Origin of the sequence: Flavobacterium celericrescens, assembly GCF_011392075.1 — a bacterium.
GTDB lineage: Bacteria > Bacteroidota > Bacteroidia > Flavobacteriales > Flavobacteriaceae > Flavobacterium > Flavobacterium celericrescens.
This window is the reverse complement of record NZ_JAAJBV010000001.1, coordinates 1-14,259: the sequence shown is the minus strand read 5'-3', so window position 1 is coordinate 14,259 and position 14,259 is coordinate 1. Positions and strand designations below refer to the sequence as shown.

The window sequence follows — 14,259 nt, the reverse complement described above, 5'->3', positions numbered from 1 at the left end:
TAAAAGCATATCATGGCACACGCACACGAATCACATACAGGAAGAATTTGGAAAGTATTTGTAATTCTATCTATCATAACTATTGTTGAAGTATTATTTGGTATTTTTAAGCCTAAATCATTATACTTTAATAATTTTGCAGGGATGAATTTATTAAATTGGTTGTTCATCATCTTGACGATTGTTAAAGCTTACTATATTACATGGGCTTTCATGCACATGGAAGGTGAGAAAAAATGGTTTAGAAGATCAATTGTTTGGACCGTAGTATTCTTAATATTATACCTATGTTTTATAGTTTTAATTGAAGGAGCTTACGTTTTTGATGTATACAAAACTGGACATATCAAGTGGAATTTTTAACACTTGTTTCTATAATTTAATCCCGATTTACATCGGGATTTTTTTTACTTTTGTATTTGCTAAATTTACCGCGTTTTATGAAAAACAAATTAGTTCTTATATTACTCTTTGTGCTGCCCATTGCAATTTATTTAATATTTTCAACGGCAACACATAATTCACTTTTTTTACCAACGATTTCTAAAGCTAATAATGATATTCCTAATAATTGGAAAGGATTGAATCATGAAAATATTAGTATGAAAGATAAAATAACTGTTTTAGGTTTTGTAGGAAACAATATAATCGAAAACAGAGGTAATTTTTTCAATTTAAATCAGAAAATTTATAATAAATACAAAGGATTTAAAGATTTTCAGATGATAATGGTTGCACCAATCGGAAGTGAAGCTAAAGCAAAACAGATAATAGATGAGTTAGCACCAATTACAGGAGAAATGACAGGATGGAAATTTGTTTTTGCATCTCCGGAAGAAATACAATCGTTTTATGATAGTTATAATTTGGTTGGTAAATTAGATGCAAATTTTGGGACGCCAGCTGTTATTATAGTAGATAAAGAGCTAAATCATAGAGGAAGAAAAGGAAAAAATAAAAAAGGTGTTGATGAATATAAAGAAAGCTACAATACTATTTCCGCTGCTGATTTGCATAATGAAATGACTGATGATATTAAAATCATTCTTCGCGAGTATAGACTAGCGTTAAAGAAGAATAAAAACGAGAGAAAAGACGCATTCAGAGATAATATCAAAGAAAATATCGAAAGAAATAAATAAGAAGTTGAGATGAAAAACAAATCATACATTGGGATTTCATTTATTGTTTTAATATTCGGAATATGGGTTGTTAAAGAATTAAGAATGCGTTATGATAACGGCAATTTAGTTCAAAATTATTATTTGGCTGATTCGCCTAAAGTAGTTAATGAAAAAAATATCACAAATCATCAAGAAATTTATGCAAAGGCTTCTTTTTTTGAAAATTTATCTGTTTCAGAAATTTTTGTAAAATCATTGATTTTAGTTGTATTTATATTTTTGTGCTTGTATATAATTGAATTAATTGCTAGGTATTATTCTAAAGTTAAATCAATAGATATTAATATTGCTAGAAAAAAAATTAAGATGTTTTTTAAGACGCTTATAGTTTTATCATTTATATTAATATTGTTGGTTTATTTTTTTGATAAAAAGTTTTCTGGATCCGATTTAGTTGAAATTGGTCCCGTTCCAGCTTTTGAATTAATTGATCAAAACAATAAAAAAATTTCTGATAAAGATTATTTAGGAAAAGTATATGTGGTGGAATTCTTTTTTGCAACTTGCCCAACTATTTGCCCCAAGATGAATCAAAGTATGCTACAATTACAAGAAGAATTTTATGGCAACCCAAATTTTGGCTTAGCATCCATTACCATTGATCCAGAGCATGATACTTCAGCTGTTTTAAAAGAACATGCAAATCAATTAGGAGTAAAGCATTATAATTGGCATTTCTTAACGGGTGATAAAAAGTATATTTATGGATTAGCAAATAAAGGATTCAATTTATATGCTGGAGAAAACAACAAAGCAGCTGGTGGATTTGAGCATTCAGGTTTATTTGCATTAGTAGATAAAGATGGTAAAATCAGATGTAGAAAAGACGGACAAGGAAATCCAATTTTATATTATGATGGGTTAGATGCGAAAGGTGTTGAAGCGATAAAAGAAGACATTAAAAAGTTATTAGAAGAATAGATTTCAATTTCAAAAGCAATTTCAATAACAATATTCAAAACTTATATGAGCTTTTATTTCTTAAAAATTGAAAGTTTAGCTTATATGACTTATATGTTTAAAAATAAATAAAATGGAAAATAAAATAGAAACAAAATACAATAAACTAATTGTAGTTTTATCAATTGCAATTCCAGCTGTTGTAGCATTACTTTTTGGTGTTAATTTAAAAAGAATGGGCTTTAATGTTGAGCCATTGTCTTTTTTGCCACCTATTTATGCAACAATTAATGGTTTAACGGCTGTAATCTTAGTTGCTGCTGTTATAGCTATAAAAAATGGGAAAAGAAGTTTACACGAAAAATTAATGAAGTTTGCTATTGCTTGTTCGGTAGCGTTTTTAGCAATGTATGTTGCCTATCACATGACATCAGATTCTACAAAATTTGGAGGTGAAGGAGTTGTTAAATATGTGTATTATTTCATTTTAATCACTCATATTGTGTTGTCGGTTATTATTATTCCGTTGGTTTTAACAACTTATGTAAAAGCCTGGTCACAACAATTTGACAAACACAAAAGAATTGCAAAAATCACATTTCCAATTTGGTTATATGTTGCAGTTACAGGTGTCATAGTTTATTTAATGATTTCGCCTTATTATGTGCACTAAAGAAAATAGAACAAAGAAAATAGAGCAAAGAGGTTGTAAGATGAAAATATTTTTCTTTTTTCTTTTCTCTTTTTTCTTTTCTCTTTCAAGTCAAGCCCAATGTGCCATGTGTCGCGCTGCTCTTGAAAGCGAAGACGGAGCTGTAAAAGCAGAAGCAGTTAATGATGGAATTGTTTATTTAATGGCAATTCCATATATATTGGTTGGCGTTTTAGGTTATGTGATTTATAAAATGCGCTACGGAAAGAAGAAATAGCTTCAAAATCAATTTCAAGTAATTCTTGATTTTTAATTCATAATTGAATTATTCCATTCCGTCAATTTTAATATTCATTTTTCCAGAAGTTGTTATAAATGCTATGATGGCTTTATCAGTTAATTCCACTTTTTCAAATTCAAAATCGTTCAGTGAGCCATTAACAAAAACACCTTTCATTGGTGAATAATTACTTAAGTAAGGTTTCATGTTTTGTTTTCCTTCTTCAAGATTTCCTTTGATAGAATAGCGACAGTTTTCTTGTATTTTCTTTAAAATTGTACCTTGCATTAGCCAGTTTGCCGATTTCATTAAAATACTTTTGGTGTTTAAAACATAATCCATTTGGTCAAAATATATTTCTTTAGTAATTGGATTATAATTTGGGATTCCTACTAAATAAATAGTGCCATTAATACTTCCTAAAATATCTAAAGCAATAATCATTTTACCATCTTTTTGCCATAAATCTACTTTTTGAACTACTATTTTTCTGCTTCCTGAGGCAAATTCTTGACCTTGAAAATTTTTGGTTACAATTTTACTAGCACTTTCATAGGTTGATACTGCAACTACTGAAGCTGTTGTGTTATCAGGAATTGAAGCAACTGGTTTTAAAACAATTTTTGAAGCGTCAAACCCGTTTTTGGGTTGTTGTCCTACCATGGTTTGCATATTGCATTTTAATCCCATGTTCATTGTGATTTTTGATTTGGCTAGTTTAGCCTCAGTTACATATAATTCCATTGGTACCATTTTGAACCAAGTTTCATATTGTTCACTGGTTAGAAAAGGTGTGCTTAGTTTTTCTAAAACTGATAAAACATGTGGTTTAAAATCACAACTTTCATCAATAGCTTTGTCAATTTTTTTAGCAATTTTAGTTTTAAAAATGCTTAAAGTTGGATTGATTATATAGGTAATCGGAACATTTTTTCCGGCTACCAATATACTTGGGCTTTCACTCCATTCAAAATCTTCTAATTTGGAATTAGTGGTTAATTTCCAGTTGGTTAAGTGCGTTTTGCTGTTTAAAGTAATAGTTCCGTTTAAATTAATTTCACGAGTATCATTCAGTCCTAAAAAATCAGTTCCGTACTTGAATTTTGCCCAAATTTTTAAAGGAATTACCGAAACAATATTTCCGTCTTTTTCAGTTAATTTGATAGGTGCAGTTTTCCATATTTTCATTTCGGTTTTGTCATCACTCAAAATGGAATCATTGTAGATTAATCCGTTTAAGTTTTTATTTAATTGATGCTCAATTTCATTTAATGTTATCTCTACGGGCATTGCTACAAAAGAAGTTTTGTTTTTGTAAACAACAGGAGTATCGTTTGAAGGAGCTGGTTTTAAAGCTTCAATTTTTTTAGTGGTTCCACAAGAAATTAATCCTAAAAAAGTGGTGCAAATTAGTGTTAGGGCAACAAATATTTTCATTATAGATGGTGTAAATTCATTTTTTTCGATGTAAATGTAAAATTTTAATTGATATCTGTAACAAAATAATAAAAATGAGGTCTTATAAGAAATGAGAATTAAAGTGCGTAAAATGATATCAAAAAAAATAGTGCTATTGCTACTTTTTGTAGGCTTTCAATTGGCTGCCCAAGATAAAAAGTGGACATTGGAAGAATGTGTAGATTATGCCATAAAAAATAATATTTCAATCAAACAATCTGAGTTAGATTTAAAAACTTCAGATATTGAAAAAATGGAAGCTATTGGAGGATTTTTACCTACTTTAAGTGCAAGTGCTAATTATAGTGTAAATACTGGAGCAAGTATAAATCCTGTAACAAATCAATTTCAAAACGAGACTTTTAAATCGTTTTCTGCAGGAGCGAATTCAAACATTACTCTATTTAATGGTTTGGCTAACTGGAAAACTTTACAGCGAACCAAGCTAAATAAAATTGCAAATTCATATCGTTTGGATAAAATGAAAGATGATATTGCGCTTTCGGTTGCTAATTCATATTTGCAAATTTTGTTCAATAAAGAACAATTGAAAGTACAAAAAAATCAAAACCTAATCACAAAAGAAAATATCAAAAGGACGCAAGATTTAATTGAAGCAGGTTCGGTACCAGCAGGTGATATTTATGAGTTATTAGCTACAGACGCTTCTCAACAACAACAAATTATAAGTACTGAAAATGCATTGTTGATTTCAAAAATTGCTTTGTGTCAAACATTGTTAATTGAAGAGTATGCAACATTTGATATTTCTGATGAAACCATTGATTTGCCACTTTCAAATGTTAGTGGTGAAACACAAGAAGCTATTTTAGCAAAAGCCAAAGAATCAGTTAAAGATGTAAAAATCGCTATGTCAAATGTTGATTTGGCAAAAAAAGATGTGTCTATTTCTCGTTCGTCTTATTTGCCAACATTAACGGCTTTTGTTGGATATAATACAAGATGGTCAGAAAGTACTCCTTTTAATTTTGTGGACCAATTGTCTTTGTTTGATGGAACAGCTATTGGATTGCAATTGAATGTTCCCATTTTAAACGGGTTAGCAACAAGAGGAAGAGTACAGCGTGCAAAAATAAGCCAAGAAAGAGCTGAGTTTCAATTGAAACAAGCGGAATTAGATTTAGAACGTAATGTATATCAAGCGTATAACGATGTGATCAATGCTAGAAAATCATTTGAATCAGCTCAAAAATCATTAGAAGCAAGAAAATTAGCATTCGATTTTTCAAAAGAAAGATATGAAGTTGGATTGCTTAATTCGTTTGATTTTTCACAAGCAACAATTGCATTAGAAAACGCTCAATCTGAAGTTCTAAGAACAAAATATGATTACATTTTTAGAACTAAAATATTAGAATTCTATTTTGGAATTCCATTAATCAAAAAACAATAATAAAAAATTAAATAAATAGTCATGTCAAAGAAAACCATATTCATTTTATTAGGAAGTGCTATTGGATTAATCCTATTATTAGTTGGGCTTAAAAAAGGAGGAGTTATTGGTAATAATGATGATTCAAAAATTGTTGAATTGTCAAAAGTTGCACAAACTACTATAGTTGAAACAGTTTCAGCTACTGGAAAAATTCAGCCTGAAATTGAAGTGAAAATTTCGTCTGAAGTTTCTGGGGAAGTTATTGCATTACCTGTAAAAGAAGGGCAACAAGTAAAAAAAGGAGATTTATTAGTGCGAATTAATCCTGATTTATATGAGTCTGGTGTAAACCGTTCGGTAGCTTCTATGTCTACTACAAAAGCAGGTTTAAGCCAAGCAGATGCTCAAGTAAAAGAAGCCAAAGCAAACTTCGATAGAAACAAAAGATTATTTGAAAAGGGAATTATTTCAAAATCTGAATGGGATAAAGTGGTTTCTTCTTATGAAGTAGCTGTTGCCAATAAACAATCTGCTTATTATCAAGTGCAAAGTGCATCAGCAACTGTAACTGAAGCTAAAGACAACTTAGGTAGAACCACTATTTATGCACCAGCAGATGGAACTATTTCGTTATTAAATATAGAATTGGGCGAACGTGTTCTAGGAACGCAGCAAATGGCAGGAACTGAAATCCTTAGAATTGCCAACTTAAACAATATGGAAGTTGAAGTAGATGTAAATGAAAATGATATTGTGAAAATAAATATTGGGGACTCTGCAAATATAGAAGTTGATGCGTATTTGAAAAGGGAATTTAAAGGAATTGTTACAAGTATTTCAAATTCGGCAAGTACGGCTTTAACAGCAGATCAGGTAACCAATTTTAAAGTGAAAGTTAGAATTTTAAAAGAATCTTACCAAGATTTGTTGGCAGGAAAACCAGAAAATTATTCGCCTTTTAGACCAGGAATGACAGCAACAGTTGATATTATTACAAAACGTAAAGAAAATATTGTAGCCGTGCCAATTAGTGCTGTTGTAATTAAAGACGATACCACTTCGGTAAAAAAAGATATTGTTGCTGAACTAGAAAAAGAAGAGCAAGAGAAAAAAGGTACTGCTCCAAAAGGCGATAAAAAATATGAATGTGTATTTGTGAAAGTGGGCGACAAAGCAAAATTACGTGTAGTAAAAACGGGTATTCAAGATGATAGTAATATAGAAATTATATCTGGCTTAAAACCTGGGGAGGAAATTATTATTGGTCCTTACACAACGGTTTCTAAAGATTTAGTATCAAATGATAAAGTAAAAGTCGAGTCTGATAAGGATAAAAAAGACAAAGCTGAAGTTGAAAAATAAAATTTTGATTATATTTGAGTTAGATAAGGCGCTAGAAATAGCGTCTTATTTTTTTTAGAGTAGATTCCTTATTAACTTTGCCATTCAAAAATAAATTATGTCGCTTATTTTAAATTTAGAAACCGCTACAAAAAATTGTTCAGTAGCTTTAGCAAAAAACGGAAAAACCATTGCTTGTAAAGAAATTGCTGCTCAAAATTTTTCTCACGCTGAAAAATTGCACGTTTTTATTGAAGAGATTTTACATGAAAACAACGTAAAATTTTCTGATTTGACTGCAGTTGCAGTAAGCCAAGGTCCTGGATCTTATACTGGTTTGCGAATTGGGGTGTCTTCGGCTAAAGGATTTTGTTATGCGTTGAATATTCCATTAATTGCGATAGATACTTTACAACTTTTAGCTAAACAAGTTGAAATAGAAAATGGTGTTATTCTTCCAATGATTGATGCGAGAAGAATGGAAGTTTTTTCTGCTTTTTTCGATAAAAATCACAAGCAAATTAGAGCTACTCAAGCTGAAATAATTGATGAAACCTCATATCAAGAAATTACAGAAATTATTCATTTAGTAGGCGACGGAATTGAAAAGTTCAAAAACATATTAATCGATGAGAAATTTGTTTTTCATAGTTCAAAAATATTTCCTTCGGCTAATGAAATGAGCGCTTTGTCATTTGATAAATTTCAAAAAAAGGAATTTGTTGATGTGGCTTATTTTGAACCTTTTTATCTAAAAGATTTTGTTTTAACCAAATAATTAAAGTTTTACAACGGTTTTGCTGAACTCTAAAATATCGGAACTTACTTTTGCAAAATCAGCATTATTTGTCCAAACTTTTACAACAAAAACAATTGTAGTTTCTGATAATTCGTTCACTAAAACTTCTGGTTTTGGTTCTTGTAAAATGAGTTCATGAGTTGCTACAAAACTTAAGATATTTGATTTAATTTCCGAAAAGTTAGATTGGTAACTTGTTTTTAATATTAAATCGGCTCTTCTAATTCCTAATTGTGAATAGTTTTTAATTTTTCCATTTGATAAAATTCCATTTGGAATATAAATCACTTGATTAGTTGCGGTGATTAATTTAGTTGAAAATATTAGAATTTCAGCTACTTTTCCTGTTTCACCATGGGCTTCAATTGTATCGCCAAGTTTGAAAGGTTTGAATAATATGATTAAAATTCCACCAGCAAAATTTGATAATGAACCTTGTAATGATAGACCTACAGCTAATCCAGCAGCTCCTAAAATAGCCACAAATGAAGAGGTTTCTATTCCAAGTTTTGAAATAACAGTTACAAATAAAAGAATGCGAAGCGTCCAAAAAATTAGATTTCCAATAAAATTTGAAAGCGTTAATTCTACATTGCGCTTTATCATTAATTTTTTAGCGGTTCTTGTAATAAAGCTTGTAGCCCAAAGTCCAACTAAAAGTATAATAACCGCCACTACAAATTTTGGAGAATATTCTAAGACTAATTTTTTAACGGTTTCAAAATAATTTTGAATTTCTATTGCTCTCATGAATTGATTTTTGATTGAATTGCTTCAAATGAAGTTTCGGGTTGTAAACAACTTTTATTTTCACAAAGGTAAAACATGGTTTCGTTTGCTACAAATCGATGGGCTAAAAATGGTATTGAACTATTTCTACTACTTCCTGCAATAATTATATTTGGTAGATATTCTGAGTTTATTTTTTGTAATTCTTGTTGAGCTTTTTCGCCACAAATAGCCAATTCTTTTCCGCTATTTTTTATTAGCCATAATTTCATCCAGTTGGAATAAGCTGATGCGTAATCAATTTTCACAGTGATATGATGCAACATTTGATTGACTAATTTTTCATAGTAGGAGTTATGGTACAAAATACTTAAAGTATACAAATTATTAGCCATAACTGAATTAGCAGCTGGAATAACGTTATCTTCTACTTCAAAATGCGGAGCGATTAATTGTGAATCATTTCTTGAGTTAAAAGCAAAAAATTGTTGGTTTTCATCATAAAATTGTTCCAAACAATAATCGGTTAATTGTTTTGCGTTTTGAAGATATTCTTCATTAAAAGTCACTTGATATAATCGGATAAAAGCGTCAATTGTAAAAGCATAATCTTCTAAAAAACCTTCAATTTTTGCAGTTCCATTTTTGTAAGAATGAAGTAAATTGCCTTCTGGTGTCCAAAGTTTTTGGGTAATAAAGAGTGCGTTTTTTTCGGCTATAGCCAAATAATTTATATTTCCCAAAGCGCTATAAGCATCAGCATAGCCTTTAAGCATCATGGCGTTCCATGAAGTTAAACATTTGTCATCTAATCTTGGTTTTTGTCTCTTGCTTCGAATTTGATAGAGTAGATTTTCCCAACGTTGTTTTTTTAGAATCAATTTTTCAAGAGAAATGTTGTTTTTTGTAGCAATTTCAGATAGGCTTTCTTTTTGGATTAAGACATAATTTTCGTGTTCCCAATGTCCAAAAGAGTTGATGTTAAATACTTCAGCAAACAAAGAATAATCTTCTTTAAGGATTGATTCTAATTCGTTTTTTTTCCACACATAAAAAGCACCTTCTTCTAATTCTTGAATTTCGTTTATACTATCAGCATCAAGCGATGCGTAAAATCCACCAGATTTATCCGTTAATTCGTTTGCAATAAATTGCAAAGTTTTGTCAATAATAGATTTGTATAATTGATTTTTCGATCGTTTATAGGCTTCTGCATAAACTGAAATTAATTGACCATTATCATACAGCATTTTTTCAAAATGAGGAATATGCCATTTTATGTCAACAGAATAACGTGAAAAACCACCATCAACGGTGTCAAATAGTCCACCATAGGCCATTTTAGTCAAGCTTAAATCAACGTGCTTTAAAATGGTATTATTTTGAAAAATATAGCTATAGTATTGAAGAAATTCAAGATTGTTTGGCATCATAAATTTTGGAGCTCTTGCATAGCCACCATACTCTAAATCAAAACTTTTTTGCCATTTTTCAACTAAAAAATGGATGTTTTCAAAAGGGAATTCATCCGTGTGCATATTTTGTTCAACTATTCCTAGAATATTTAAGCCTTCATGTAATTTTTCTGCATATTCAATAACTTTTTGACTATGATTATGATACATGTCAGCAAGTTGTTCCAAAGTATCAATCCAATTTTCTTTTTTTACATATGTTGCTCCCCAAACTGGTCTTCCATCAGGTAAACAAACAACATTTAGTGGCCAGCCTCCTTGTCCTGTCATTATTTGTAAAGCTTTCATGTAAATGGCATCTACATCTGGTCGTTCTTCTTTGTCAACTTTAATTGCGATATAGTTGTTATTCATAACAGTTGCAACCTCATTGTTTTCAAAACTTTCATGTTCCATAACATGACACCAATGGCAGGCAGCATAACCAATACTGATGATGATTAGTTTGTTTTCATTTTTTGCTGTTGCTAATGTATTGTTGTTCCATGCTTTCCAAAATATAGGATTTTGAGCATGTTGTAATAAGTAAGGACTTGATTCTAGATGTAATTCATTCATAAAAAAAGCGTTCATTATTAGAACGCTTAAAGGTAAAAATATTTTTAAATAAGATTGAAGCTTATCCGTTAATTGCTTCAACAATAATATCTTGATCTTTTAACATGTCTTTTAGCATGTTTTCGATTCCGTTTTTTAAAGTAAAAGTCGATGAAGGACATCCACTACAAGCACCTTGGAGTACAACTTTTACTCTTTTTTCAGAAGGGTCAAAGGATTCGAACATAATATTTCCGCCATCACTTTGAACGGCTGGTTTTACATATTCTTCAATAATATTGATAATTTGTTGTGAAGTAACATCTAAGTTCTCAAAATAACTTTCTTGTTGTTTTTGATGATTGTCTGTTTTTACAATTGCGTTTTCATCAATCACAGTACCTCCATTTTCAATATATTCTTTAATGAAAGTTCTTAATTCTAAAGTAATTTCATCCCATTCTGTTACTGCAAATTTGGTTACAGAAATATAATTTTCATCAATAAAAACTTCTTTAACAAAAGGGAATTTAAATAATTCTTTTGCTAGAGGTGATGCGGCTGTTTCGTCTATGTTTTTAAATTCAACCGCTGTTTTAGTCATTAACTTATTTGAAGCAAATTTTAAAACAGAAGGATTTGGTGTGGTTTCAGCATAAACTGTAACAGGAATTTTTTTATTCTTGTTTTCGTTAATTTTTAATATTTCACCTCCATTTTTTATAAATTCATTAATTTGATTTGCTACATCATCTTGAACGTCTTCCCATTCTACAATTGAAAATTTTTCAATAGCAATAAAATTAGCTGAAATATAAACCGTTTTTACAAAAGGCAAGAAAAACAATTGCTTTGCTAAAGGTGATTGTTGAGTTTCATCAATATTTTTAAATTCAAAATTTTCAGTTCTAACAATGAACTCGTCTAATTCAAATTTAACAATTGAAGGGTTATTTGTTATTTTTGTCGATATTACGCGCATTTTGACTATGTTTTTGCAAAGATAAGAACAAAATTCTATCAAATGTTTATATTTGTTTTTTTAAAATAAAATTAACTTTAGGTTAAAAAAACGACAAACAACTATATAATGAAAAAACTTTACTTATTCTTTTTGTTTATAACTGCTATCGGTTTCTCTCAACCGATTGTTGTTAACACGACAACTCACACTGTTCCACAATTGGTTGAGGATGTATTGATTGATTCTCCTTGTGCATTAGTAAGCAACATATCATGGAGTTCTGGAGCAACATTGGGAACAAGAACTGGGATTGGGTATTTTACCAATACAAATCCTAATTTTCCTATAAGTGCAGGGGTTGTTATGAATACTGGTGCTTTAACAAATGTACCAGGTCCAAATACTACAACTTTAGGGGATGGTGCTTGGCCAGGAGATAATCAATTATTCAACTATATTCAAGCTTTAGGAATTGATCCAGGTCTGACGGATTATAATGACGCTACTATAATTGAGTTTGATTTTATGCCTTTGACGGATCAAATGTCATTTAATTTCTTATTTGCGTCTGAAGAATATGGTACTTTTCAATGTAATTATTCTGATGCTTTTGCTTTTTTCTTAACCGATGTTACAACTGGAACTGTAACTAATTTGGCTTTAGTGCCTGGTACTTCAACTCCGGTTTCAGTAATTACAGTTAGAGATAATGCAAATAATGCAGGTTGTTCTTCAGAGAATATCGCTTATTTTGGAGCATTTAATGGAGGTGCTAATGCTGCTGGAGCTGCGATTAATTTTAATGGACAAACTGTTTTAATGACAGCGGCTTCAACTGTAACACCTAATAATCCATATCATATAAAATTAGTTGTAGCAGATAGAAATGATAGTGCTTATAATTCTGCAGTTTTTATTGAGGCAGGAAGTTTCAATGTAGGGGTTGCTGACTTATCATATCCTGTTGGTATTGGAGTTGAAACTGATGATATGACTGAAGCTAATGGTTTGGCAATGTGTCCCGGCGATACAAGATTATTAGATTCTAATTTAGATCCAGCGGATTATAATTTTATATGGACTTTAGATACAAATGTTATCGTTGGTGCTACAGGGCCTACGTTGTTGGTATCTCAACCAGGTACATATTGTTTACAAGCAAGTAATATTTCTGGGGCTTCATGTACACAAAATGATTGTATAGTTGTGGAATATTTGCCAGGTATTACTATAAATCAAAATCCACCAGATTTATACAGTTGTACTAATAATTTTAATTTGACAGATAATAATTTAGCCGTATTAGGAGCATTAAGTCCTTCTGATTATGATGTGTTGTTTTATTTGTCTGCTCAAGATGCTATTGATAATACTGGTCAGATATCATCAAATTTTACTGCAACTCAAACGGTTACAACAATTTATGTTAGAGTAGAAAATTTTGCAATTCCTTGTCCTGCTTTTACTCAGTTTGATGTTATTGTAAATTCTACCTTACCAACGGCAACTATTTCTGGTACAACAACAATTCCGTCAGGAACAACGACGGTAATAACTTTTACTGGAACGCCAAATGCAGTTGTTACGTATAATGTAGATGGTGGACCAAACCAAACGATAACATTAGATGCATCAGGAAATGCAAGTATAACTACTCCTGCATTAACAGTTAATTCTACCTATAATTTAGTAAGTGTAAATAGTGGATGTGTTGTAACTCTATCAGGTAGTGCGGTAGTGACTGTTTTTACTGGTCCAACCGCTTCAGTAACAGCAAACACAATTTGTTCGGGTACTACAGGAACTGTGACTTTCACAGGAACACCAAATGCAGTTGTAACGTATACGGTTGATGGCGGAGCTAATCAAACGATAACTTTGGATGGTGCTGGACAATATGTGCTAACTACGCCAGTATTAACTGCGAATTCAACTTATACATTGGTAAGTGTTTTTGATGGAACAACTACGACTCCGTTAACAGCTAGTGCTACAGTAACAGTAACGGCTTTGCCAACAGCATCAATTTCAGGTTCAACGACAATTTGTTCAGGTTCAACAGCAGTGATTAGTTTCACAGGAACAGCAAATGCAGTTGTAACGTATACGGTTGATTCAGGAGCGAACCAAACGATAACATTAGATGCAACAGGAAATGCAAGTGTAACCACACCAGCATTAACTACGAATTCTACTTATGATTTAGTAAGTGTAAATGGAGCTTGTACTAACACAGCATCAGGAAGTGCAGTGGTTACGGTATTACCATTACCAACAGCGGCTATATCAGGCGCAACAACAATTTGTTCAGGCGCAACCGCTGTGGTTAGTTTCACAGGAACGCCAAATGCAACGATAACCTATACAGTTGATGGTGGAGCGAACCAAACTATTTTATTAGACGCAACAGGAAATGTGAGTGTAACTACACCGGTATTGACAGCAAACTCGACATATAATTTAGTAAGTGTAGCAAGTGCAACAACACCGGTTTGTAACAATACCGCAAGTGGAAGTGTGACAATAACCGTGAATGCTTTACCA

Annotated in this window: 13 protein-coding genes; 9 read left to right on the top strand and 4 right to left on the bottom strand. The window is 31.1% G+C overall.

The features are described from left to right. Nucleotides 1-12 precede the first annotated feature (12 nt). The 5 genes from G4L40_RS00065 (at nucleotide 13) to G4L40_RS00045 (ending at nucleotide 3,013) form a co-directional block, all read left to right on the top strand. Complete coding sequence (locus G4L40_RS00065; protein WP_166234788.1) at nucleotides 13-363, top strand: cytochrome C oxidase subunit IV family protein; 351 nt, start codon at nucleotides 13-15, stop codon at nucleotides 361-363. Between the two features lie 77 nt (nucleotides 364-440). Beyond that, on the top strand, nucleotides 441-1,142 hold the full coding sequence (locus G4L40_RS00060; protein WP_166234786.1) for a hypothetical protein: 702 nt from the start codon (nucleotides 441-443) through the stop codon (nucleotides 1,140-1,142). Between the two features lie 348 nt (nucleotides 1,143-1,490). Next, the gene (locus G4L40_RS00055; protein ID WP_166235603.1) at nucleotides 1,491-2,105 is read left to right on the top strand and encodes an SCO family protein; all 615 of its coding nucleotides are present in this window, start codon (nucleotides 1,491-1,493) and stop codon (nucleotides 2,103-2,105) included. Between the two features lie 112 nt (nucleotides 2,106-2,217). Beyond that, the gene (locus G4L40_RS00050; protein ID WP_166234784.1) at nucleotides 2,218-2,757 is read left to right on the top strand and encodes a DUF420 domain-containing protein; all 540 of its coding nucleotides are present in this window, start codon (nucleotides 2,218-2,220) and stop codon (nucleotides 2,755-2,757) included. A 40-nt stretch (nucleotides 2,758-2,797) separates the two neighbouring features. Then, nucleotides 2,798-3,013 (top strand): hypothetical protein, encoded by a 216-nt coding sequence (locus G4L40_RS00045; RefSeq protein WP_166234782.1) that lies wholly within the window; start codon nucleotides 2,798-2,800, stop codon nucleotides 3,011-3,013. A 48-nt stretch (nucleotides 3,014-3,061) separates the two neighbouring features. Here G4L40_RS00045 and G4L40_RS00040 read toward each other — a convergent pair whose 3' ends face one another. Continuing rightward, nucleotides 3,062-4,453 carry a DUF4403 family protein gene (locus tag G4L40_RS00040; protein WP_166234780.1) on the bottom strand — a complete coding sequence of 464 codons (1,392 nt, stop codon included), beginning with the start codon at nucleotides 4,451-4,453 and terminating at the stop codon, nucleotides 3,062-3,064. Between the two features lie 112 nt (nucleotides 4,454-4,565). On the opposite strand from G4L40_RS00040, the gene G4L40_RS00035 reads away from it, so the two are divergent. The 3 genes from G4L40_RS00035 (at nucleotide 4,566) to tsaB (ending at nucleotide 7,989) form a co-directional block, all read left to right on the top strand. Beyond that, complete coding sequence (locus G4L40_RS00035; protein WP_166234778.1) at nucleotides 4,566-5,888, top strand: TolC family protein; 1,323 nt, start codon at nucleotides 4,566-4,568, stop codon at nucleotides 5,886-5,888. Nucleotides 5,889-5,909: 21 nt separating this feature from the next. Further along, nucleotides 5,910-7,232, top strand: a complete 1,323-nt coding sequence (locus G4L40_RS00030; RefSeq protein WP_166234776.1) for an efflux RND transporter periplasmic adaptor subunit — start codon at nucleotides 5,910-5,912, stop codon at nucleotides 7,230-7,232. A 97-nt stretch (nucleotides 7,233-7,329) separates the two neighbouring features. Next, complete coding sequence (gene tsaB / locus G4L40_RS00025; protein WP_166234774.1) at nucleotides 7,330-7,989, top strand: tRNA (adenosine(37)-N6)-threonylcarbamoyltransferase complex dimerization subunit type 1 TsaB; 660 nt, start codon at nucleotides 7,330-7,332, stop codon at nucleotides 7,987-7,989. Here tsaB and G4L40_RS00020 read toward each other — a convergent pair whose 3' ends face one another. The 3 genes from G4L40_RS00020 to G4L40_RS00010 all read right to left on the bottom strand — a co-directional run bounded on the left by G4L40_RS00020 (nucleotide 7,990) and on the right by G4L40_RS00010 (nucleotide 11,733). Continuing rightward, a complete protein-coding gene (locus G4L40_RS00020; RefSeq protein WP_166234772.1) occupies nucleotides 7,990-8,760 on the bottom strand; it encodes a mechanosensitive ion channel family protein in 771 nt (256 codons plus the stop codon). It abuts the gene before it with no gap. Continuing rightward, nucleotides 8,757-10,772, bottom strand: a complete 2,016-nt coding sequence (locus G4L40_RS00015) for a thioredoxin domain-containing protein (RefSeq protein ID WP_166234770.1) — start codon at nucleotides 10,770-10,772, stop codon at nucleotides 8,757-8,759. Before G4L40_RS00015 ends, G4L40_RS00020 begins: the two co-directional genes overlap by 4 nt. A 61-nt stretch (nucleotides 10,773-10,833) precedes the next feature. Next, the gene (locus tag G4L40_RS00010; RefSeq protein WP_166234768.1) at nucleotides 10,834-11,733 is read right to left on the bottom strand and encodes a NifU family protein; all 900 of its coding nucleotides are present in this window, start codon (nucleotides 11,731-11,733) and stop codon (nucleotides 10,834-10,836) included. 108 nt (nucleotides 11,734-11,841) lie between these two features. On the opposite strand from G4L40_RS00010, the gene G4L40_RS00005 reads away from it, so the two are divergent. Continuing rightward, a partial coding sequence (locus G4L40_RS00005) for a choice-of-anchor L domain-containing protein (protein WP_207785294.1) occupies nucleotides 11,842-14,259 on the top strand: 2,418 nt, incomplete at its 3' end.